Origin of the sequence: Faecalibacterium sp. (genome assembly GCF_052358865.1) — a bacterium.
GTDB classification, from domain to species: Bacteria; Bacillota; Clostridia; order Oscillospirales; family Ruminococcaceae; genus Faecalibacterium; species Faecalibacterium butyricigenerans.
The window spans coordinates 111,697-133,550 of record NZ_DAWCVJ010000001.1; the positions used below are offsets into that span (position 1 = coordinate 111,697).

The 21,854-nt window shown below is 62.5% G+C and carries 16 protein-coding genes; 12 read left to right on the forward strand and 4 right to left on the reverse strand.

Translation table 11 applies throughout. The features are described from left to right. Window positions 1-193: 193 nt before the first annotated feature. The 9 genes from rsmH (at window position 194) to ACT8X9_RS00520 (ending at window position 12,184) form a co-directional block, all read left to right on the forward strand. Window positions 194-1,162: a 16S rRNA (cytosine(1402)-N(4))-methyltransferase RsmH gene (gene rsmH / locus ACT8X9_RS00480; RefSeq protein ID WP_412589146.1), complete on the forward strand. Its 969-nt coding sequence runs from the start codon at window positions 194-196 to the stop codon at window positions 1,160-1,162. 41 nt (window positions 1,163-1,203) lie between these two features. Then, entirely contained in the window at window positions 1,204-1,695 is a 492-nt protein-coding gene (locus ACT8X9_RS00485; RefSeq protein WP_227620603.1) for a cell division protein FtsL, read from the forward strand. Between the two features lie 60 nt (window positions 1,696-1,755). After that, window positions 1,756-4,275, forward strand: a complete 2,520-nt coding sequence (locus ACT8X9_RS00490) for a penicillin-binding transpeptidase domain-containing protein (protein ID WP_444267757.1) — start codon at window positions 1,756-1,758, stop codon at window positions 4,273-4,275. Window positions 4,276-4,347: 72 nt separating this feature from the next. After that, window positions 4,348-5,721: a UDP-N-acetylmuramoyl-tripeptide--D-alanyl-D-alanine ligase gene (locus ACT8X9_RS00495; protein ID WP_444267758.1), complete on the forward strand. Its 1,374-nt coding sequence runs from the start codon at window positions 4,348-4,350 to the stop codon at window positions 5,719-5,721. 21 nt (window positions 5,722-5,742) lie between these two features. Further along, window positions 5,743-6,732: a glycosyl transferase family 4 gene (locus ACT8X9_RS00500; RefSeq protein ID WP_444267759.1), complete on the forward strand. Its 990-nt coding sequence runs from the start codon at window positions 5,743-5,745 to the stop codon at window positions 6,730-6,732. A 24-nt stretch (window positions 6,733-6,756) separates the two neighbouring features. Beyond that, on the forward strand, window positions 6,757-8,043 hold the full coding sequence (locus ACT8X9_RS00505; protein WP_444267760.1) for an FtsW/RodA/SpoVE family cell cycle protein: 1,287 nt from the start codon (window positions 6,757-6,759) through the stop codon (window positions 8,041-8,043). Window positions 8,044-8,064: 21 nt separating this feature from the next. Further along, window positions 8,065-9,192, forward strand: a complete 1,128-nt coding sequence (gene murG / locus ACT8X9_RS00510) for an undecaprenyldiphospho-muramoylpentapeptide beta-N-acetylglucosaminyltransferase (RefSeq protein WP_444267761.1) — start codon at window positions 8,065-8,067, stop codon at window positions 9,190-9,192. A 56-nt stretch (window positions 9,193-9,248) separates the two neighbouring features. Then, complete coding sequence (locus tag ACT8X9_RS00515) at window positions 9,249-10,691, forward strand: cell division protein FtsQ/DivIB (RefSeq protein ID WP_444267762.1); 1,443 nt, start codon at window positions 9,249-9,251, stop codon at window positions 10,689-10,691. 14 nt (window positions 10,692-10,705) lie between these two features. Then, window positions 10,706-12,184, forward strand: a complete 1,479-nt coding sequence (locus tag ACT8X9_RS00520; protein WP_444267763.1) for a UDP-N-acetylmuramoyl-L-alanyl-D-glutamate--2,6-diaminopimelate ligase — start codon at window positions 10,706-10,708, stop codon at window positions 12,182-12,184. A 73-nt stretch (window positions 12,185-12,257) separates the two neighbouring features. Here the strand turns inward: ACT8X9_RS00520 and ACT8X9_RS00525 are convergent, their stop codons facing one another. Further along, on the reverse strand, window positions 12,258-14,369 hold the full coding sequence (locus tag ACT8X9_RS00525) for a heavy metal translocating P-type ATPase (protein WP_444267764.1): 2,112 nt from the start codon (window positions 14,367-14,369) through the stop codon (window positions 12,258-12,260). A 75-nt stretch (window positions 14,370-14,444) separates the two neighbouring features. Next, window positions 14,445-14,729, reverse strand: a complete 285-nt coding sequence (locus ACT8X9_RS00530; protein WP_444267765.1) for a DUF6110 family protein — start codon at window positions 14,727-14,729, stop codon at window positions 14,445-14,447. 340 nt (window positions 14,730-15,069) lie between these two features. Here ACT8X9_RS00530 and ACT8X9_RS00535 point away from each other — a divergent pair, with 340 nt between their 5' ends. From ACT8X9_RS00535 to ACT8X9_RS00545, 3 genes are all read left to right on the forward strand, one after another. After that, on the forward strand, window positions 15,070-15,888 hold the full coding sequence (locus ACT8X9_RS00535) for a Cof-type HAD-IIB family hydrolase (RefSeq protein ID WP_444267766.1): 819 nt from the start codon (window positions 15,070-15,072) through the stop codon (window positions 15,886-15,888). 17 nt (window positions 15,889-15,905) lie between these two features. Beyond that, window positions 15,906-16,910, forward strand: coding sequence for a 3'-5' exonuclease (locus ACT8X9_RS00540; RefSeq protein WP_444267767.1), 1,005 nt, complete (start codon window positions 15,906-15,908; stop codon window positions 16,908-16,910). 164 nt (window positions 16,911-17,074) lie between these two features. Further along, window positions 17,075-17,677: a TVP38/TMEM64 family protein gene (locus ACT8X9_RS00545; RefSeq protein ID WP_249234193.1), complete on the forward strand. Its 603-nt coding sequence runs from the start codon at window positions 17,075-17,077 to the stop codon at window positions 17,675-17,677. A 383-nt stretch (window positions 17,678-18,060) separates the two neighbouring features. On the opposite strand, the gene ACT8X9_RS00550 is transcribed toward ACT8X9_RS00545, so the two are convergent. Continuing rightward, window positions 18,061-19,989 (reverse strand): ABC transporter ATP-binding protein, encoded by a 1,929-nt coding sequence (locus ACT8X9_RS00550; RefSeq protein WP_444267768.1) that lies wholly within the window; start codon window positions 19,987-19,989, stop codon window positions 18,061-18,063. Further along, entirely contained in the window at window positions 19,989-21,743 is a 1,755-nt protein-coding gene (locus ACT8X9_RS00555; RefSeq protein ID WP_444267769.1) for an ABC transporter ATP-binding protein, read from the reverse strand. The genes ACT8X9_RS00550 and ACT8X9_RS00555 overlap by 1 nt, the downstream gene beginning before the upstream one ends. Window positions 21,744-21,854: the final 111 nt, after the last annotated feature.

Genomic DNA, 21,854 nt, shown 5'->3' on the forward strand with positions numbered 1-21,854 from the left:
GATTCGCAGGGGCTTTTTTTGTGCGATTTTGTAGGAAAAAAGCGAAGGAAAAAACTTGCATTCAGCGCTGTGATTTGCTACAATAAAACAGAGTCGTCGGGTATCTTGACAGCACTTAAACGGGACAAACTCCCGGAGAGATGTCCGGCGTATCGGACGGCTCGGAACACGAAACGAAGGGAGGCTGGGCACGATGACACAGAAAGAAGAGATGGCGCAGTTCGACCCGGCCTCGTTTGAGCATATCCCCGTGCTTCTGAACGAGTGCCTCGACGGACTGAACATCGACCCGGCAGGCATTTATCTGGACGGCACGGCGGGCGGCGCGGGGCACTCCCGCCAGATCGCCCTCCGCCTCGACGGCACAAAGGGCGGGCGGCTCGTCTCGCTGGATCAGGACCCCGACGCGGTGCAGACCGCCCGGGCGCGTCTGGCGGGGCTTCCGGCCACCGTGGTGCAGATCAATTTCCGCTATGCCGGACAAGCCCTCGAGGACCTCGGCATCGAGAAGATCAACGGTGCGCTGCTGGATCTCGGCGTTTCCAGCCATCAGCTGGATGACGCGGCCCGGGGCTTTTCCTACCGGGCGGACGCTCCGCTGGATATGCGGATGAGCCAGCAGGGGGAGACGGCGGCAGACCTCGTGAACACCGCCAGCCGGGAAGAGCTTGCCCGCATCCTGCGGGACTACGGCGAGGAACCCTATGCATGGCAGATCGCCGGGCATATCGTGGAGGCCCGGGAGACGGCCCCCATCGAGACGACCTTACAGCTGGCCGACATCGTGGCCAGCGCCATGCCGCCGGCAGAGCGGCGCAAGAACAAGAACCCGTCGCGGCGCACCTTTCAGGCGCTGCGCATCGCAGTCAACCATGAGCTGGACGCTCTGGAGGAGGGGCTGGACACCATCTTCGACCACCTCGCCCCGGGCGGAAGGCTGTGCGTCATCACTTTCCATTCGCTGGAAGACCGGCTGGTGAAAAACAAATTCCGCCGCTGGTCCACGGCCTGCACCTGCCCGCCGGAGTTTCCGGTCTGCGTGTGCGGCGGCAAGGCGAAAGCAAAGCTCATTACCCGAAAGCCTATCGAGGCCGACCAGCAGGAACTGGAGGAGAACCGGCGGAGCCGTTCTGCCCACCTGCGCGTTTTGGAAAAGCTCTGAGCCGGACAGGGCACCGCTCAGGGTGAGAGGAGGAGATCACTATGGGTCAGCCAGCCTATGATATGTCGTCTGAGGTGCGCCGCAGAAAAGCACCTCAGACGCAGCGCAAGGTCGCGCTGCGGGTGGAAAAGGGCGGCAAGCGCCGTCTCAACCCAGTCCAGGCGGCCATGCAGCATCTGCTTCAGCTGATCTCGATGGCACTGCTGGCGGGCCTTGCGGTCAGCCTGCTCTGGAGCGAGGCCCAGCTGGTGGAGGTCAACGACCAGATCCAGAAGGCCAAGGCAGAGCTGGTGAGCGAGCAAAGCCAGTACACCTATTACAACAGCGTCCTCAACAGCAAGACCAACATCACCAGCGTGGAAGAGGTGGCCGGTCGTCTGGGCCTGATGAAGATGGACCAGAGCCAGATCACCTACATCCGCCTCGACAGCGAGAGCGTGCTGGTGCGCAGGGAGTCGGCTGTCCACCAGTGGACGGATTTTCTGCACGACGGCGCAATGACCGTTCTGGCCTCCGTCGGCAGCATAAAATAAGCAAACAGACAGAAAAGCGTGCGGCAGCGCACGCTTTTCTGGTTTCTGCAGGAGAATACCATGCAAAACAAGCCCTCCAAAAACCAGCACAGGAACGTCTACTACCGCCTTCGCCGCAGCGACCCGCACGAGCGCCTCAGCGCACGGCTGCGGCGTTTCAGCTTCGGCGCGGCGGTATTTTTTGTCATGGCGGCTGCGGGCATCGTGACCTACAGCCTGTATAAGATCCAGATCGAACAGGGTGCGACCTTTCGCCAGTATGCGGCCGAGCAGCAGCTGCTGGACAGCACCATTCAGGCGACGCGGGGCGAGATCTACGACGCCTCCGGCATTACGCTGGCCTCTACCAGCGTAGTATGGACCATCTGGGCCGACCCCAGCTATTCCACGGCCCTCTTCACCAGCCAGACCGCCGAGGAGACGGGCGAAGTCCTCAAGACGGTGGACGAGACGACGCTGGCTGAGGTGAGCCGTCAGATCACCCTGCGGCTACTCTCCGGCGACGGGGAGAGCCTTGACCGTGTGGACACCTCTTCGGCGGAGTACCAGACCCAGTACCAGACCGTCCACGACGCGCTGGCGAAGAATACCTCCTCCTATCAGGTCCTTGCCACCAAGGTGAACAACGCCGTCAAGCTCTCCATCGAGAAATACGTCAGCACCTACAACAAAGAACACACCAAGGCCAAGACGCTGGAGGACGGCACCACCGTCCGGAAGGGCCGCATCTCCGTCTCCTCGTCCAAGAGCTTCCAGCGGGATTACCCCTACGGTGCGTTTGCCGCGTCGGTGCTGGGCTTCTGCAATGGCGATGGCGAGGGTTTCTATGGGCTGGAAAAGTCCTACGACTCCACCCTTGCGGGCGTCAACGGCCGCACCATCACCCGCCGCAACGCCTACGGCAACGCCATCGCCGACGCCAACGCCACCACCTATGCCGCCAAGGACGGCTCCAATCTGGTGCTGTCGCTGGACGTCAACGTGCAGGAGGTAGTGGAGCGCTACCTCAACGAGGCTGTCTACGCCAACAACGTCGAGAACCGCGGTGCGGCCATCGTCATGAACGTCAAGACGGGTGCCATCCTTGCAATGGCCTCCAAGCCCGACTTCGACCCCAATGACCCGCTGGATTTCAGCGCGAACCTGACCTATCTGAGCGAGCAGGTTCAGGCCGAGCCGGAGATCTATACCATCTACCTCAAGGACCCGGACGACCCCAAAAAATTCCTGCTGGACGAGAACGGCAAGAAGATCCCCGACCCGGACCCGGACTACACCGGCACCTACCGTGACATCCAGTGGAAGAACAAGGCCATCACTGAGCTGTACTACCCCGGAAGCGTCTTTAAGGTCATCACGGCGGCGATGGGGGTGGACTCGGGCAAGGCCACCTATTACACCACCCTCAACTGCTCCGGTGCTTACGGCGTGGCGAAGGAGACCTACCACTGCGCCGGAAAGAAGTCTCACGGGGTCCAGAACCTTGCCGAGGCCCTCCGCAACAGCTGCAACATCTACTTCATCCAGCTGGGGCAGCGGCTCGGCTCCAGCGTCTTTTATGACTACTTCGACGCCTTCGGCTTCACCGAGCGCACCGGCGTGGACCTGCCCAATGAGACGGGCATGATGAAGTATTACACCAAGAACCAGCTGGGGGAGGTCCAGCTTGCGTCCTCCGCCTTCGGTCAGGCCATGGCCGTGACCCCGCTGCAGGTCTGCACCGCCATCTCGGCGGCGGTCAACGGCGGCTATCTTGTCACCCCCCATGTGGTGGATAAGATCACCGACCAGAACGGCAATGTGGTCGAGGAGGTCGGCGCGAACGTCCGCCGTCAGGTCATCAGCGAGAGCGCCAGCGAGACCATCCGCCAGATCATGGAGTACGAGGTGGGCGACGGCTCCACCAGCGGCGGCGGTTCCAATGCCTACGTCGCAGGCTACCGCATCGGCGGCAAATCCGGCACCTCCGAGCAGCTGAACATGGAGCGCCGCGCCGACGGCGACTACAAGAAGGTCGCCTCCTTCGCGGCGGTCCTGCCCGCCAACGACCCGGAAATTCTGGTCTATGTCATGCTGGACGACCCCAACAACGCCCGCACCGACTACTCCTCCATTCTGGCCGCGCCTGTGGTCGGCAACATCATCAGTGAAATCGCCCCCTATCTGGGCATCGCCACCGACGGCATCGACCGCAGCCAGACCACCGTGAAGGTGCCTAACCTCGTGAGCAAGGAGTGGAGCAACGCGCAGGTCGCCCTGAACAACAAGGGCCTCAAGCACCAGCTGGTGGAGAGCGAGAGCAGCCAGACCGCCGCCGTCGTCACCTATCAGTACCCCCATGCAGGGGCAGAAGTGGCCAGCGGAACCACCATCTATCTGTATACCGATACCTATTCCGGCAGTCACACCGAGGTACCGGACGTCAGCGGCAAGAGCGCCGACTTTGCCCGCCAGATGCTGACCGCCGCCGGACTGAACTGTCAGGTGGCAGGGGAAAGCACCGGCACGGTGCAGAGCCAGAGCGAGGCCGCAGGCGCCAGTGTCCAGAAGGGCACCGTCGTTACCATCACCTGCGGATAATGGAGGGAGGCTCTCCCGAAGGGAGAAGCTTTCGGAAGTCGTTACATCATCTTAATAAGGGGAGAATGATTTATGGAACATATCGCAGCAGACCTGCTTTTGAAGGGCCTTGCCCCCGAGGGCTTCGCCGACGGCCAGCCCATCGGCCTTGTGACCACCGACAGCCGCGAGGTCTGCCCCGGCTGCATCTTCGTGGCTTTTCCGGGCGAGCGGTTCGACGGCCACGATTTCGCGGCCAAGGCGCTGGAAGAGGGGGCGGCCTATGTCGTGCTGAACCACCCGGTGGAGGGGGTCCCGGCAGAAAAGGCGGTCATCAGCCCCGACAGTTACCACGCCATGATGGTCATGGGAGCGAACTACCGCAGCCAGTTCCACCCCAAGGTGGTGGGCGTTACCGGCAGCGTGGGCAAGACCACCACCAAGCAGATGACCTATGCCGCCATCGCGGGCTTTGGGGATACCATCAAGACCGAGGGCAACCAGAACAACGAGCTGGGCCTGCCCCGCACCCTGTTCCGCATCGGGAAGGAGACCGAATACGCCGTGGTGGAGATGGGCATGAGCCACGCAGGCGAGATCGAGCGTCTGGCCCGCTGTGCCCGGCCCGATGTGGGCATCATCACCTGCATCGGCGTGTCCCACATCGGCAATCTGGGCAGTCAGGAGAACATCTGCAAGGCGAAGCTGGAGATCTGCGCGGGCCTTGCGGAAGGTTCGCCCCTCGTGCTGAACGGCGACGACCCCTTCCTCCGCAAAGCCGCTCTGCCCGGCCACGTCCGTCCGGTGTGGTTCAGCCTCGGCGACGAGAGCGCCGACGTCTGTGCCCTCAACATCCGGCAGGAGGGGGACGGCATGGCCTTCACCCTCTGCGACAGGGCCGCAGGCCGCTATGAAGTGACCATCCCCGCCATGGGCCGTCACAACGTGGCGAATGCGCTGGCCGCGTATGCCGCCGCCACCCGTCTGGGCCTCGCGCCCGAGGGCGTTATCGCGGGTCTGGCCGATTTCGAGCAGACCGGTATGCGCCAGAAGGTGGTCCACGCAGGCGGCATGGACGTCATTGAGGACTGCTACAACGCCAACCCCGACAGCATGAAGGCCGCATTGGCCATGTTCAGGGAGTACCCCTGCAAGCGCCGCTTTGCCCTGCTGGGCGATATGCTGGAGCTGGGGGAGATGAGCGCCCCCGCCCACGAGGAGCTGGGCCGTCAGGCGGCCGGGGCTGGGCTGACCGCCCTCGTCACCTACGGCCCCGAGGCTGCACGGACGGCGGAGGCCGCAAGAGCGGCGGGCCTTGCCGACGTGGTCCACGCCGGGGACTACCAGCAGGCGGCCGACGCCCTGCTGGCCCGGATGAAGGCCGGAGACGCTTTGCTGGTCAAGGCCAGCCGCGGCATGGCGCTGGAAAAGGCGCTGGCCCTGTTCTATCCCGTCTGCGGGAAGTAAAGAAATACTTGGAGTATTATTATGATTCGTTTTGCCTTGATCGTCGCCTCGACGCTGGGATTTTTCCTCACGGCGGCGCTCGGGAATTTAATGACCCCGCTGCTCCGGGCGTTCCACGACCGGCAGCAGCCTCAGAAGGAAGCCGAGCCGCCCACGATGGGCGGGCTGTGCCTCATGACGGGCACGATGGCGGCGGTGGGCGTCGGCTGGACGGCGGCCTGCGTCGCCCAGCCTGAGCTGCTGGGCAGCGAGAACCTGCTGACCACCCGGCTGCTCATCGCCCTCTTCGGAGCGCTCTGCTTCGGGGGCGTGGGCCTCGCGGACGATCTGGCCCGGCTGCGGCATCGCTCGCCGCTGGGGCTGCGCCGTCCGGTGCGGCTGGGGCTGGAAGCGGCCTCCGGCGCGCTGGTGCTGGCCCTGCTGGGGCTGAACGACTGCCTGCCCGACGGGCTGGCCGTTCCGGGCCTTGGCTACTGCACCCTCGGGCCGCTGGCCCCGGCGGTCTGGCTGGTGCTCCTCGTGGCGCTGGCCGAGAGCGTCCGCACCGCCGACGGGATGGACGGCACGGTCTGCGGCTGCGCCTTCATCGCCATGCTGGGCCTCATGACGGCCATGACGCTTCTGGGCTGGTTCCCGCTGGGCGTCTTCCCGGCGGCGCTGGCCGGGGCCTTGATGGCCTTTCTGCTCTGGAACTTTTATCCCGCAAAGCTCCGCCCCGGCGCGGTGGGATGCCAGTTTCTGGCCGGTGCGCTGGGCTGTGTGCCCCTGAGCATCGGCTGGCCCGGGCTGACCCTGCCGCTGACTCTACCCTACTGGCTGGAGGGCGGCATGGTGGCGCTGCAGATCGTCGTATGGAAGGCCTCCGGCGGGCGGCGGCAGCTGTTTGGCACTGCGCCGCTCCACCGCTGGCTCGAGAAGCGGGGCTTTGATCCGGTGAATATCTTTTATATCTTTGGAGTTCTGGCCCTGCTGGGCCTCGCGCTGACCTTGCAGGCGGCGCGGGCCAGCTGAGCGGCCCATAAGGAGGGAGTGCGGATGGCGACCATCCGAAGAAAAAAGTCTGAGCCGTTTGCCATCGTCCAGAAAGACCCCGGCCCATGGCCGCAGGTGCTCATCAACTGGTTGGCGACGCTGGCGGTCATCATCGTGTTCGGGCTGATCATGCTGTTCAGCGCCAGCTACACCACGGGCTATCTGCGGATGGGGGACAGCTTCTACTACATCAAGTCCCAGATGTTCTGTCTGGGGCTGGGGCTGGGGGCGATGCTGCTCTTCTCCCGCATCGACCACCGCTTCCTGCGCAGGCTGGTCTGGCCGGGCTATTTCATCTGCATCCTCATGCTCATCGCGGTGCTCTTCAGTGCGCCCCTGAACGGCTGCCGCCGCTGGCTGCGTGTGGCCGGTGTCACGGTTCAGGTGTCGGAGATCGCCAAGTTCGAGATGATCCTGCTCACGGCCCATCTGGCCGCGAAAGCGCCCCATCTGGAAAAGCTCGACCCCTCCTCGCCCCGCCGGATCCCGGTGCGGAAATGGCTCTACCAGCGCATCGTGCGGGAGCTGGTCATCCCGCTGCTGCCCCTCGTCCCGGTGGTGGGCCTGCTGGTGCTGGAGCCGCATATGTCGGGCATCGTCCTGACGACGGCCATCGTGGGCACCATCCTCATGCTGGGCGGCAGCGGCGGCGTCATCACATGGGCGTGTGCCGGCCTCGGCGCAAGCCTGCTGCAGACGCTGCTGGGGCATATCGACTCCATCCCCTACCTGCAGAGCCGCCTCGACGGCTGGACGCATGACCTTGCCAAGATGACCGACCAGACCCTGCAGAGCCTTTACGCCATCGGCTCCGGCGGCGTGACGGGCCTCGGCCTCGGCAACAGCATCGAAAAGCAGCTCTGGCTCCCCGAAAGTACCAACGACTTCATCTTCAGTGTCGTCTGCGAGGAGCTGGGCTTCGTGGGGGCTGTGGTGGTCATCCTGCTCTTCGTCCTCTTCCTCGTGCAGGGGCTGTGGATGGCGTTCCACGCCGAGAACCGCTACTGCTCGCTGGTGGGCATCGGCATCATGGCCCAGATCGCGTGGCAGGTGTTCTGCAACATCGCGGTCGTCACCAACACCCTGCCCAACACCGGCATCTCACTGCCCTTCTTCTCTTCCGGCGGCACCAGCCTCATCCTGCTGCTGGCCGAGATGGGCGTGATGATCAACATCGGCCGGGGCGGCGAACGTGCCCGCCTCGAGCGGCAAAACCGCCGCGCCCTGCGGGAGCAGCAGGAAAAGAAACCGGATAACACCATTGTACTCAGACCCGATATGGGCCTCTGACCGTTCAAGGAGGAAATCATCATGCGTGTACTCATCGCAGCCGGCGGTACGGCCGGACACATCAACCCGGCTCTGGCCATCGCGGGAGCCATCAAAAAAGCCGACCCCACCGCAGAGATCCATTTTGCAGGCCGGAAGGAGGGGATGGAATACCGCCTCGTGACACAGGCGGGCTATCCCTTCCACCACATCGAGATCACCGGCTTCCAGCGGAAGCTCTCCCTCAACAACATCAGACGGAACCTCATCACCCTCTGGAATCTGGCCCTTTCCGGCCCGAAGGCCAAGGCGATGATGAAGGAGGTCCAGCCTGACCTTGTCATCGGCTGCGGCGGTTATGTCTCCGGCCCGGTGGTGCGCTGCGCCGCCAAGAAGGGCATCAAGACCGCCATCCACGAGCAGAACGCCTTCCCCGGTGTGACCAACAAGCTGCTGGCCCCCGATGTGGACATCGTCTTTGCCGCCGTGCCCGCCGCTGTCGAGAAGCTGGGCGCTCCCGAAAAGACGCAGGTGGTGGGCAACCCGGTCCGGCCCGAGGTGTTCGAGAAGGCCGGGGAACGGGACGCCATCCGCGCCCAGCTGGGCGCAGGCGACCGCACCGTCATCCTCTCCTTCGGCGGCAGTCTGGGCGCACGCCGGGTCAACGAGGTGGTGGCCGACCTCTGCACATGGGAGCAGAAGGAAAATAAGCCTGTGCTCCATATCCACGCCACCGGACAGTACGGCGTGGAGCTGTTCAAAAACCTTGAGAAGGAAAAGGGCTTCGCCCCCGGCGAGAGCCTTGAGGTGAAGGAGTACATCAACAATATGCCCGAGCTGCTGGCCGCTGCCGACCTCGTCATCAGCCGTGCCGGTGCTCTGACGCTGGCCGAGCTGGAAGCCGAGGGCCGTGCCGCCGTCCTCATCCCAAGCCCCAATGTGGCCGAGAACCACCAGTATTACAACGCTATGGAGCTGCAGAAGGCCGGGGCCGCTGTGGTCATCGAGGAAAAGGACCTGACCGGTGAGAAGCTCATCTCCACCGTCTCCGGTCTGCTGTCTGAGCCGGGCAAGCTGGCGGCGATGGGCCGGAATGCCCGCAGCCTCTCGGTGGACGACAGCCTCGACCGCATCGTGGACGCCCTGCTCAAGCTGGTCAAGACCCCGTGATTGATTCGACGGCCCTCTTGTGATAAAATCAGACGGAAAGGAGGCAGCGCCGCACCATGACCCAGAACCGAAATGACCGCCGTGCCGGGCCGCAGAGCAGCGCCCGGCCCCGCAGGCCGCAGACCCAGAACGGCTCCCGCAGAGCCTACGACTGGACACAGGACCGGCGAGCCTCCGCTCCGCAGCGCCGCACCCGGCCGCAGGGCTATCAGGAACAGACGCTGGACTTCTCCGGCGGGGATGGGAGCTTCGAGCACTACGGGGACAACAGCATCCAGTTCCCCCAGCAGACGGCCCGCCGCCCCAACGGCCAGAGCCGGGCAGGACAGGCCCGCCGTCCGGCCCGGCCACAGGGCCAGAGGCCTCGCCGCCAGAGCACACAGCCATATCCCCGCAGCGGCCAGCGGCCCGGCAGCGCACAGAACAATGGCCGCTACCGCCCCACCGAAGCGAACCTTCGCAGCCCGGCCCGGCGGGAGGGCAAAAAGAAGCGCCGCCTGACCCGGGCCGCCATCCGCCGCCGCAGGGCCATCCGCCGCCTGACTGCGCTGGCGCTGCTGCTCTGTGTCATCGGAGTGGGCGTCTACCTCACTGTGACCATGCTTTTCAAGATCAATACCCTGCAGGTGGTGTCCGACGGAGCAGTGGTGAGCGAGGTGGGCGGCTATTCCAGCGCCGAAATTCTGGAAGCGCTGGGAGTCCACGCCGAGGAGAACATCTTCAGCTTTGACCCGGCGGAGAAGTCCGCCGCGCTGGAACGGCAGTTCCCGCTGCTGGAGAACATCCATGTGGAGCGGGATTATCCCAATACGGTGGTGGTGCGGGCCGATGCGGCCACCGCCGCCTACGCCATGCAGACCTCCGGCGGCTGGCTGAGCCTCTCCGCCGGGCTGAAAATTCTGGATAAGACCGCCGCCCAGCCGGAGCTGCCCGTCCTCTACGGCGGCGAGCCGGAGTCTGCGACGCCGGGCGTCCAGCTGGAATTTGCAGCAGATACGCCGGCGGCGTCGGACAGCGCCGCGTCCAGTGAGGCCGCAGCTCCCGCCGATAAGCGCCTCGACTCCCTGAATACCCTGCTGACCGCGCTGGACAGCAGCGGTCTGGGGGCGGACGTCACCCGCATCGAGTTCGAAGACCCCGAGCAGATGGCGTTCCTGTATCAGGGCCGCATCAGTGTGCTTCTGGGCACCCTGAATGAGCTGGACTATAAGCTCCGGCTGGCAAAATACGTCCTGCTGGACGAGGACGGCAAGGGCTGCTCGCCCACCGACACCGGGATGCTGGACCTGAGCCACCTGAGCGCCTCGTCCACCCGCAAATTCCGCTTTGCACAGGGAGAGCCGACCCTGCCCTCGGGCTATATCGCCCCGGTGCAGGCCGAGGCCCCGGCACAGACAGAACCTCAGCCGGAGGAAGCCTCCGACCCCGAACCTGACACGGAGGGCGCGGACGCCGCGCCTGCCGATGAACCCACTGCCGCAGCGGCAGAACAGCAATAAGGAGCATCTGAACCATGAAACTGGAACAACTGTTGGAGGGCGTGCCCTATACGCTGGTGCAGGGCAGCCTTGAGCTTGACATCGAGGACATCATCTACGACAGCCGCAAGGCGGCCCCGGGGCGGCTCTTCGTCTGCATCGTGGGCACCCAGCGGGACAGCCATGACTATGCCGCCCAGTGCGCGGCCGAGGGGGTCACGGCGCTGGTCGTCCAGCACGACATCGACCTCTCTGCCGTCCCCGGCGTCACTGTGCTGAAGGTGGAGAGCAGCCGCTATGCGCTGGCCCTCATGAGCGGCAATCTCTTCGGCAATCCCTCCCGCCGGATGACCATGATCGGCGTCACCGGTACCAAGGGCAAGACCACCACCACCCATATGATCAAGAGCGTGCTGGAGGCCGCAGGCCGCAAGGTGGGCATGATCGGCACCAACGGCATCTACTTCCTCGGTCATCATCAGGAGACGGCCAACACCACCCCCGAGAGCTATGAGCTGCAGAAGACCTTCCGGGAGTTTCTGGACGCGGGCTGCGACACGGCTCTGATGGAGGTGTCCAGTCAGGGCCTCATGATGGACCGCGTGGCGGGCATCCACTACGACGTCGGCGTCTTTACGAATCTCTCGCCCGACCACATCGGCCCCGGCGAGCACAAGACCTTCGAGGAGTACCGCAGTTGGAAGGGACAGCTCTTCCGACGCTGCACCACCGGCGTCGTGAACATCGACGACGAGAACACCGAGGCCCTGCTGGAAGGTCACACCTGCAAGCTGGTGACTTACGGCTGCGATGAAAAGGCCGACTACCGCGCCGGTACGTACCAGCTGCTGCGCACCCACGACTTCCTCGGCGTTCAGTTCCATGTCTCCGGCAAGGACGATATGGACGTCAGGGTCAATATGCCCGGCGAGTTCAGCGTCTACAACGCGCTGGCTGCCCTCACCGTGGGCAAGGTGCTGGGCCTGCCGGATGAGGCCATCCACGAGGGCCTGAGCCGCTGCGTGGTCAAGGGCCGCGTCGAGCTGGTGCCCATCAGCAGGAAGTTCACCATCCTGCTGGACTACGCCCACAACGAGGTCTCCACCGAGAGCCTGCTGACCACTCTGCGGGCCTACAAGCCCCACCGCCTTGTGGTGGTGTTCGGCTGCGGCGGCAACCGCTCCAAGCTGCGCCGCTACGGCATGGGTGAGATCTGCGCCAAGATGGCTGACTTCTCCATCCTCACCGAGGACAACAACCGCTTTGAGAAGGTGGAGGACATCCTCGCCGACATCCGTGTGGGCATGAACAAGGGCAACCCCGACGCCAAATTCGTGGAGATCCCCGACCGCCTCGAGGCGCTGCACTATGCCGTGGACCATGCACAGGAGGGCGACCTCATCGCCGTCATCGGCAAGGGCCATGAGACCTACCGCGACCGCGAGGGCGTCAAGACCCCCTTCCTCGAGCGGGAGCTGCTGGAAGAATATGCCCAGCAGATCGGCCTTGAGTAAACTGTAATATTTGGACATAAAAATACCGGCTGTGCAGCTGCACAGCCGGTATTTTTTTGGATTCCGGAGGGAGTTAATTCTTTTCCGCCAGCGCCTTCTGCGCCTTTTCCTCGGGGATGAGGTTGGTCATGCTCTTGAGGCTGATGCCGATGGTGGAGAGGTTGTGCAGCATGGCCGAAGAGGCAGGCTGCAGGATGCCCAGAGCACCCAGTGCGATGAGGGCAGAGTTGAAGGTCAGCACAAAGCGGTAGTTGGCGCTGACGCGGCGCTGCAGGGAGTTGGCGATGGTCTTGAGGATGACCAGCTCCTCGAGGCTGTCGGCCTTGATGGTCACATCCGCGATCTCGCGGGCGATGGCAGCGCCGGAGTTGATGGCGATGCCGACGTCGGCGGCGGAGAGGGCGGGGGAGTCGTTGATGCCGTCGCCGATCATCACGACGGTGTGGCCCTCGGACTTGGCCTTCTGGACGAAGGCGGCCTTGTCCTCGGGCAGCACCTCAGCGAAGAAGCGGTCCACGCCCACCTGCTTTGCGATGGCGGCGGCGGTACGCTCGCTGTCGCCGGTCATCATGACCGTGCGGGTGATGCCGAGGCTGCGCAGGGCGCGCAGCACACGGGCGGCTTCCGGGCGGAGCGGGTCGGCGATGCAGATGACGCCGGCCAGACGGCCCGAGGCAGCCAGATAGAGGTGGGAGTATTCCGGCTCGAGGTCGTCGAACTTCTGGCGCTCCTCCTCGGGGATGCTGCAGTGCTCGTCCTCAAAGACGAAGTGATGGCTGCCGATGACGACCCGGTCGCCGCTGACCCGGCTGGCGATGCCGTGGGCCACGATATATTCCACCTCGGAGTGCATCTCCTCGTGGGAGATGCCGCGCTCCTTGGCTTCCCGGACGACGGCGTTGGCCATCGAGTGGGGGAAATGCTCTTCGAGGCAGGCGGCCAGCTGAAGGACTTCGGCCTCGGTACGGCCGGAGAAGGGCACGACCTTGACCACCTTGGGGGTGGCGCGGGTCAGGGTGCCGGTCTTGTCGAAGACGATGGTATCGGCTTTGGACAGGGCCTCAAGGTATTTGCCGCCCTTGACGGTGATGTGGCTTGCGCCGCACTCCCGCATGGCGGACAGGACGGCCAGCGGCATCGAGAGCTTGAGGGCGCAGGAGAAATCCACCATCAGGCAGGAGATGGCACGGGTGGCGTTCCGGGTCAGGGCATAGGTGACGATGGTCGCGCCGAGGCACCAAGGCACCAGACGATCGGCCAGAGCCAGTGCACGGTTCTCGGTGCTGGACTTGAGCTTCTCGGACTCCTCGATCATGGCCACGATCTTGTCGTAGCGGTTGGTGCCGCCCTCGGCCTTGGTGGTCAGGACGCATTCGCCCTCCTCCACCACCGTGCCGGCGTAGACGGTGGCACCGGTGATCTTCCGCACCGGCATGGATTCGCCGGTCAGCGCGGCCTGATTGACCATGGCCTCGCCCTCGATGACGGTGCCGTCCAGCGGGATCATGTTGCCGGAGCGGACGACGATCTCGTCGCCGGGGTGCACCTTGGTCAGGGGCATCAACACCTCGGTGCCCTGTGCGCGCACCCAGACCTTATCGACGTTCAGGGCCATGCTGCGGGCAAGATCGTCAAGGCTCTTCTTGCGGGTCCACTCTTCCAGCAGGGAGCCGACGTTGAGTAGGAACATGACCGAGCCTGCGGTGGCAAAATCCCTCCGTAGGATGGACACGCCGATGCTCAGGGCGTCCAGTACCTCGACTTCCAGCCTGCGCCGCCACAGGCAGCGCACACCCTTCCAGAGGAAGTGGAGGGAGCGCAGCACCGTATAGGCGGCGTCGAGGGGGGCAGGCAGGAAGAGCTTGCGCAGCACCCGGCCCGCCACGAGGTCGTACATCTTTTCCTGATATTCCTGATTGATGCGGCGGCTGTCGGCGCTGGTGACCAGAGCGTCCAGCTCGGGGTCGTCGAAGCGGTAGCCGCTCAGGGCGGCGACGGCCGCCTTGCGGGAACCGGTGTAGCAGACGACCACGTCGCCCGTCCGCTCGTAGACCTTGGCCTTGCTGACAGCGTCGTGGTGGTTCAGGTAGGCTTCCAACACGTCGGCCCGGTGCAGCGTCATCCGCACGTTGCAGACGTGTACCCGCAGACGGCCGCGGCTCTCATGAAGAATAGTACATTTCATATCTGAATATCCTCTGCGTATTGCAAAAATAGCCACGAAAAAGAGCCGCCCGCAGGCGGCTCAGAGACTGTAAGATCACTCGTTGGTCTCGGCGGCAGCAGCCTCAGCCGTGTCCTCGATGACCTCGGCCTCAGCCTTGGCAGCGCGGGCCTCGTTGATGGCCTTTGCATCCTCGAGGATGTCACTGGCCTGCTCCTGTACCTTGCTGACGGTCTCCATGGTGCAGTCCTTCATGCGCAGGACAGCGGCGGTGGTCTGGGTGTAGGCCTTCTTGGCATCGCTGCTGGACAGCAGCTTGAAGCCGGCGGAGCCGAACAGGGTGCCGGCAGCGAATAGAGCAATCTTTTTCATATCGACCATAGTTTATATACCTTCCTTTTATCGTACTTCACAGAGGTGTCGGGAAAGACACCGTACAAGTGTTTCTGCGGATATTATAGCGCGGATTTCGGAATTTGCAAGGGTTTTTGACGATGTTAAGATGCATTAACTTTTTACGGAAAGTAGTTAGAGAAGACTGTCCCTTCGCGTTTTTTGTGGCAAACTACAGTTTGTATTTTCAAACAAACCGGGAATTTCAGAGAAATCTCGGCCAGAGTCTTGCGCAGGACGCTGCATCCGTTGTACAATAAACAATGTATGACCAAAAACAGCGACAGGGCGGCGCGTTCCGGCCTGTTCCAGATAAGTGAGGCAGGAAATGGAAAAGAAAGAGATCCGTGTGCTGGCACTCGACCTCGACGGCACCCTGACCAACGACCAGAAGGTCGTTACCCCCGCCACCCGGACGGCGCTGGACGCTGCCGCCGCCAAGGGCGTGACCATCGTGCTGGCTTCGGGCCGTCCCACGGCGGGCGTAGTGCCGCTGGCACGGGAGCTGGAGCTGGACAAGAAGGGCGGTTGCATCCTCTCCTACAACGGCGGCTCCATCACCGACTGCGCTACCGGCAGGACGCTCTACAGCCAGTGGCTGGATCCTAAGGTGGTGCCGGCCCTCTGCGCCTTTGCCAAGGAGCAGAAGGTGGCCATCGTCACATACAATGAGCAGGGCGTCGTCTCCGAAAGCCCCGAGGACCCGTGGGCGCTGAAGGAGTGCTTCACCTGTGGGCTGCCCATGCAAAGGGTGGAGGACCTCGCCGCCTATGTGGACTACCCCATCTGCAAGATGCTCATCACCCTCGACCCCGCCCGCCGCGACGAGGTGCTGGCGGCAGGCCGGAGGGTGTTTGAAGGCAAGATCGACCTCTACCCGTCCAGCCCCTTCTTCATCGAGGCTGTGCCGCTGGGCGTCGCCAAGGACGTGAGCCTTGCGGGCCTGCTGGAAGAGATGGGCCTGACCCGCGACAACCTGATGGCCTGCGGCGACGGCCTCAACGACCGCTCCATGATCCGCTATGCCGGTGTGGGCGTGGCCATGCAGAACGCCGAGCCGCCCGTCAAGGAGGCCGCCGACTATGTGACGGAGGCCGACAACAACCACGACGGTGTGGCTGAGGCCATCGAGAAGTTCATTTTGTGAAAGGATACCAAACGCAAATGCCGCGCAACTTAGTTTTGTTCGATCTGGAGTGGAATATCGGCTATAAGCCCTTTACCTTCAATTACCATGGCGTCCAGCAGACGCTCCGGGGCGAGATCATCGAGATCGGCGCTGTCAAGATCGACGAGGACGCCAATGTGCTGGATACCTTCTCCATCCACCTCCGTCCCCGCATCTTCCGCAGCCTGCAGCACCACATCGCCAAAGTCACCGGTCTGACGCAGGAAGACCTCGACAAGGGCGAACCCATCCTTCAGGGCCTCCGCCGCTTTATGAAGTGGTGCGGCCCCGATGCCGAGTTTGCCGAGTGGGGGCTGGACGATGTGCCGGTGCTCAAGCAGAACCTCTTCCTGTGCAACCTCGACGAGAGCCGTCCGACGGTCTGGTACGACCTGCAGCAGATCTTCCTGCGGGAGCATCCCCGCAAAGAGGGCGAGGGGATGAAGCTGGAGAGCGTCGTCACCCGGATGGGCATCCCGATGGAGCGACCCTTCCACGATGCCCTGTCCGATACCCTCTACACCGCCGACATCTGCCGCAGGCTGGACCTGCAGGCCGGGCTGGCCGCTTACCCTACCGAGGACGAGACGCTGCACCAGAACCTCTGCCCGACGCCGGGCGACTACCGGGATTTCAAGGTGTTCCGGGGCTATCTGGAACAGTCCACATGGAAGCTGGACCCGGTCATCGGCACGATGGCCTGCCCGGTCTGCGGCACGGCCCTGCAGCCGGACGACGTCTGGCTGAAAAAGGGGAGCAGCGGCTGGTATACCCTGTCCCAGTGCCCCGTCTGTGCGGGCAAGGGCGGCGAGGCAGGCCGGGGCGTGTTCCAGAAATACCGGATGTCCCGCCGGGACGGCCTGCACTGGGCCTTCGCCCGCTGCATCCAGATGCCGGACGATGCTTCTCTGGCCAACTGGAAAAGGCAGCGCGCCCAGTATCTGGAACGCCAGCGCATCAAGGCCGAAAAGCAGGCCGCCGAAGCAGCCCAGAATACTTAAGAATAGAAAATCGTGCAGGAAAACGAGGGCCTGTTCCGTTGTTATAGGAGAGATGAGGCTGTAAAATGGCAAAATTGCTCAGATTTTGTTCATCTCCCGGTCATAGATGATGGATATACTATGATTCAATAATGGGCGGAAGCGAAAGGAAGGGTACGAGCACGATGGGAACGATGTTCATCGACGGGATACATCAGCTGGGTACGCTGGAATTCTGGAAGACATTGCTGGACAGCTTTGAGGGGCTGGGGCCGGTGGCACCTATCCTTCTGGCAATGGTGGAGTCCATCTTCCCGCCGCTGCCCCTCATCGCCATCGTGGCCCTCAACGTCGCAGCCCATGGTGGGCTGTTGGGCTTTGTCTACAGCTGGGTCGGCGTCGCTGCCGGAGGCACGGTGGTGTTCCTGTTCTGGCGGCGGGTGGTCAAGCGCTTTTTCTGGAAGCTGGCCTCCCGCTCCGAAAAGCTGAAAAAGGCCCAGCAGTGGGTCAGCCATGTGGACACCGCCACCCTCTTCATGCTGGCGGTCCTGCCCTTCACGCCCACAGCGTTTCTGCATCTGGCTTTCGGAATCTCGGATTTTGACGAGAAGCGCTATCTGCTCACCCTTCTGGTCGGAAAGGCCGTGATGGTGGCAATGATGGCCCTCTTCGGCCAGTCGCTGGTCAGCTCGCTGCGGAACCCGGTGTACCTTATCCTCGCCATCGCCATCTGGGCCGGGATGTACTGGGTGAGCAAGAAGCTCTGCAAAAAGCACGATCTGAACTGACAAAAATGCGAAGCACTTGACTTTTTTGCAGAGAGAGCATATAATAAAATCAATGAAGGAAGAATCATCTTCATGGTTTTTCACCAATGAGCAAACAAAACGCCTCCGGTAGTGACGTACCAGAGGCGTTTTGTTTTGCTAGGGGTTAGTGCTTACCGGCCTTAAGCTGTTCGTCAAGCCACTTGTCAATGCAGTGAGCAACTACATTGGCTGCGACGGACAGAATGAAGGAAAAGAATGTCTCCATAGGTTTTTCACCCCCTTCCCCAATTTAATGGAGTCGGAAGGCCGACACCTACAGGATACCATAAAATTCGACGAAACACAAGAAAAGCCGCTGTACAGCTGTGAAAGGCTGCACGGCGGCTTTTGTGGTAGTGCGCTTAGTTTTCGGCCAGATTGCCGGTGTAGAGCTGGTAATACTTGCCCTTTTTGGCGATCAGCTCGTCGTGGCTGCCGCGTTCAATGATGCGGCCCTGCTCGAGCACCACGATGCAGTCCGCGTTGCGGACGGTGGAGAGGCGGTGGGCGATGACGAAGCTGGTGCGGCCATACATGAGGCCGTCCATGCCGCGCTGCACCAGAGCCTCGGTACGGGTGTCGATGGAAGAAGTAGCCTCGTCGAGGATGAGCACCGGCGGGTCAGCGACCGCTGCGCGGGCAATGGCCAGCAGCTGACGCTGGCCCTGCGACAGGTTCGCGCCGTCGCCGGTCAGCATGGTGTTGTAGCCGTCGGGCAGACGCTTGATAAAGCCATCGGCGTTGGCCAGACGGGCGGCGGCGATGCACTCCTCATCAGAGGCATCCAGCCGACCATAGCGGATGTTCTCCATGACCGTGCCGGTGAACAGGTGGGTGTCCTGCAGCACGATGCCCAGAGAGCGGCGGAGGTCGGATTTCCGGATCTTCTGGATGTTGATGCCGTCGTACCGGATCTTGCCGTCCTGAATGTCGTAGAAGCGGTTGATGAGGTTGGTGATGGTGGTCTTACCGGCACCGGTGGAGCCGACAAAGGCGATCTTCTGGCCCGGACGGCCATAGAGGTTGATGTCATGGAGGACGGTCTTGTCCGGCAGATAACCGAAATCGACGTCGGTGAAGGTGATGTCTCCCTCCAGCTTGTGGTAGGTGGTGGTGCCGTCGTGGTGGGGGTGCTTCCACGCCCAGATACCGGTGCGTTCGCTGGTCTCCACGAGGGTGTCATCCTTATCGTACTTGGCGTTGACGAGGGTGACATAGCCCTCGTCGGCCTCGCTGGGCTCATCCATCATCTTGAAGATGCGCTCTGCACCGGCCAGCGCCATGATGATACTGTTGGCCTGCATGGATACCTGACTGATGGGCATATTGAAGCTCTTGTTCAGGGCGAGGAAGGCCATGACGGTGCCCAGCGTCACGCTGCCGACGCCGCTGACGGCCATGGCTGCGCCCGCCAGAGCGCAGATGGCATAGCTGATGTTGCCCAGCTGGGCGGTGACGGGCATGATGATGTTGGCAAAGCTGTTGGCCTGCTTGGCGCTGTCCTTGAGCTTATCGTTCAGCTCGCGGAAGCCCTCGAGGGTCTTCTGCTCGTGGGTAAAGACCTTGACGACCTTCTGGCCTTCCATCATCTCTTCGATGTAGCCGTTCACCTTGCCGAGGTCACGCTGCTGGGCGATGAAGAACTTGCCGCTCTGCTGGGTGATCTTCTTGGAGCAGAACAGCATCAGGGCCACCATCAGCATGGTGACGATGGTGAGCTGCCAGCTCAGCATACACATACTGGCAAAGACGGAAACGATGGTGATGGCGCTGGATACCAGCTGGGGGATGCTCTGGCTGAGCATCTGACGGAGGGTATCCACGTCGTTGGTGTAGACGGACATGATGTCGCCGTGGGGATGGGTGTCAAAGTAGCGGATGGGCAGGCTCTCCATGTGGGTGAAGAGCTGGATGCGCAGATTGCGCAGGGTGCCCTGCGTGACGTTGACCATGATGCGGGCATTGAGCCATGCGGCGAGGATGCCCACCACATAGATGCAGCCTACCCGCATCAGTGCACCGGCCAGCGGCGCAAAGCTGGGGTCCTGCTGCTGGGTCATGGGGATGATATAGTCGTCGATGAGGGTCTGGAGGAACAGGCTGGCCTGCACGTTGGCCAATGCGCTGACCACGATGCAGATGAGCACGAGGATGCAGTGGGGCAGATAGTGCTGGAACACCTCAGCCATGATGCGCTTGAGCAGTCTGCCCGGGTTTTCGACCTTCGGACGCGGGCCTCCCATGCCGCGGGGGCCGGGGCCGTGGACGACCTTTGCTTTCTGTTCTGCCATTACTGCTCACCTCCCTGCTTGTCGAAGTCGCCGCTGCCGCCCTGTGTCTGGCTGTTGTAGACTTCCTGATAGATCGTGTTGGTCTTCAGCAGCTCCTCGTGTGTGCCCAGACCGTTGATCTGGCCATTGTCCAGCACAAGGATGCGGTCGGCATCCTGCACCGAGGAGATGCGCTGTGCGATGATGATCTTAGTGGTGCCGGGGATCTCCTCCCGGAACGCCTTCCGGATCTTTGCGTCGGTGGCGGTATCCACGGCGCTGGTGGAGTCGTCGAGGATCAGGATCTTCGGCTTGCGCAGCAGGGCACGGGCGATGGTCAGGCGCTGCTTCTGGCCGCCGGACACGTTGGAGCCGCCCTGCTCGATCCAAGTGTTGTACTTATCCGGGAAGCGCTCAATGAACTCATCGGCGCAGGCCAGCTTGGCCATCCGGATGCACTCTTCCTCGCTGGCGTTCTCGTTGCCCCAGCGGAGGTTGTCGAGGATGGTGCCGGAGAACAGGACGTTCTTCTGGAGCACCATGGAGACCTCCCGGCGGAGGACATTGAGGTCGTAGTCCCGGACATCCACGCCGCCCACGCTGACGGTGCCGCTCTCGGCGTCGTACAGGCGGGGGATGAGCTGCACCAGACTGGACTTTGCGCTGCCGGTGCCGCCGATGATGCCCAGCGTCTCGCCGGGCCGGATGTCGAAGGTGATGTCGTTCAGGACGGGCTGGCCTGCACCATGCTTATACTTGAAGGAGACATGGTCGAAGCGGATGCTGCCGTCCTTGACCTCCTGCACCGGGGCCTTGGCCGGGGGCAGGTCGGTCTTTTCGTCCAGGACCTCGACGATACGCTTGGCGGAGGCAGCGGACATGGAGATCATGACGAAAGCCATGCTCAGCATCATCAGGGCCATCAGGATGTTCATGATGTAGCCGAACAGAGCGTTCAGCTGGCCGGTGGTCAGTGCGCCGTGGAGGATGTACTTTGCGCCGAACCAGCTCAGGGCGATATTGCAGCCATAGATGGCCGTCAGCATGGCGGGGTTGTTGAAGCTCAGGCGGCTCTCGGCGTTGACGAACTGCTGGTACAGACCCTCGCAGGCCTTGGTGTACTTCTCGTTCTCAAAGCCCTCGCGGACGAAGCTCTTGACCACGCGGATGGCAGAGACATTCTCCTGCACCGAGGCGTTCAGGTTGTCGTAGTTCTTGAAGACCCGGTCGAAGATCTTGAAGGTGGGCACCATGATGCTGGCCAGTACAGCCAGAAGGAAGGCGATAGCCACCACGAAGATGAGAGCCAGCGGGCCGCCGATGGAAAAGGTCATGATGAGGGCGAACACCAGATGGACCGGGGCGCGCACACACATACGCTCCATCATCTGGAAGGCGTTCTGTAAGTTGGTCACGTCGGTGGTCATGCGGGTGACGAGGCCGGCGGTGGAGAATTTGTCGATGTTGGAGAAGGAGTAGTGCTGGATGTTCTCGTACATCGCATCACGCAGGTTGCCGGCGAAGCCGGTGGATGCCTCGGCGGCATACTTGCCCGCCAGAATGCCCAGCAGCAGAGCGATGGCCGCCACTGCGAAGGTGAGCAGGCCATACTTGAGGATGGCGTTCATATCGCCCTTTGCGATGCCAAGGTCGATGATGAAGGCCATGATGGTGGGCAGCAGGATGTCCATGACGGCTTCCAGCGCGGAAAACATCGGTGTCAGGATCGCGGCGCGCTTATACTCGCCCAGATGAGACACAAGTTTTTTTATCATCTGTGGAACCTCCTTTGAATAATTGTTTGGTACGGAACAATTTTATACAAAAGAATTTTAATGTCAATGCTTTTTTCAAAGTTTCGGAAAAAGTTCATATTTGTTTGACTT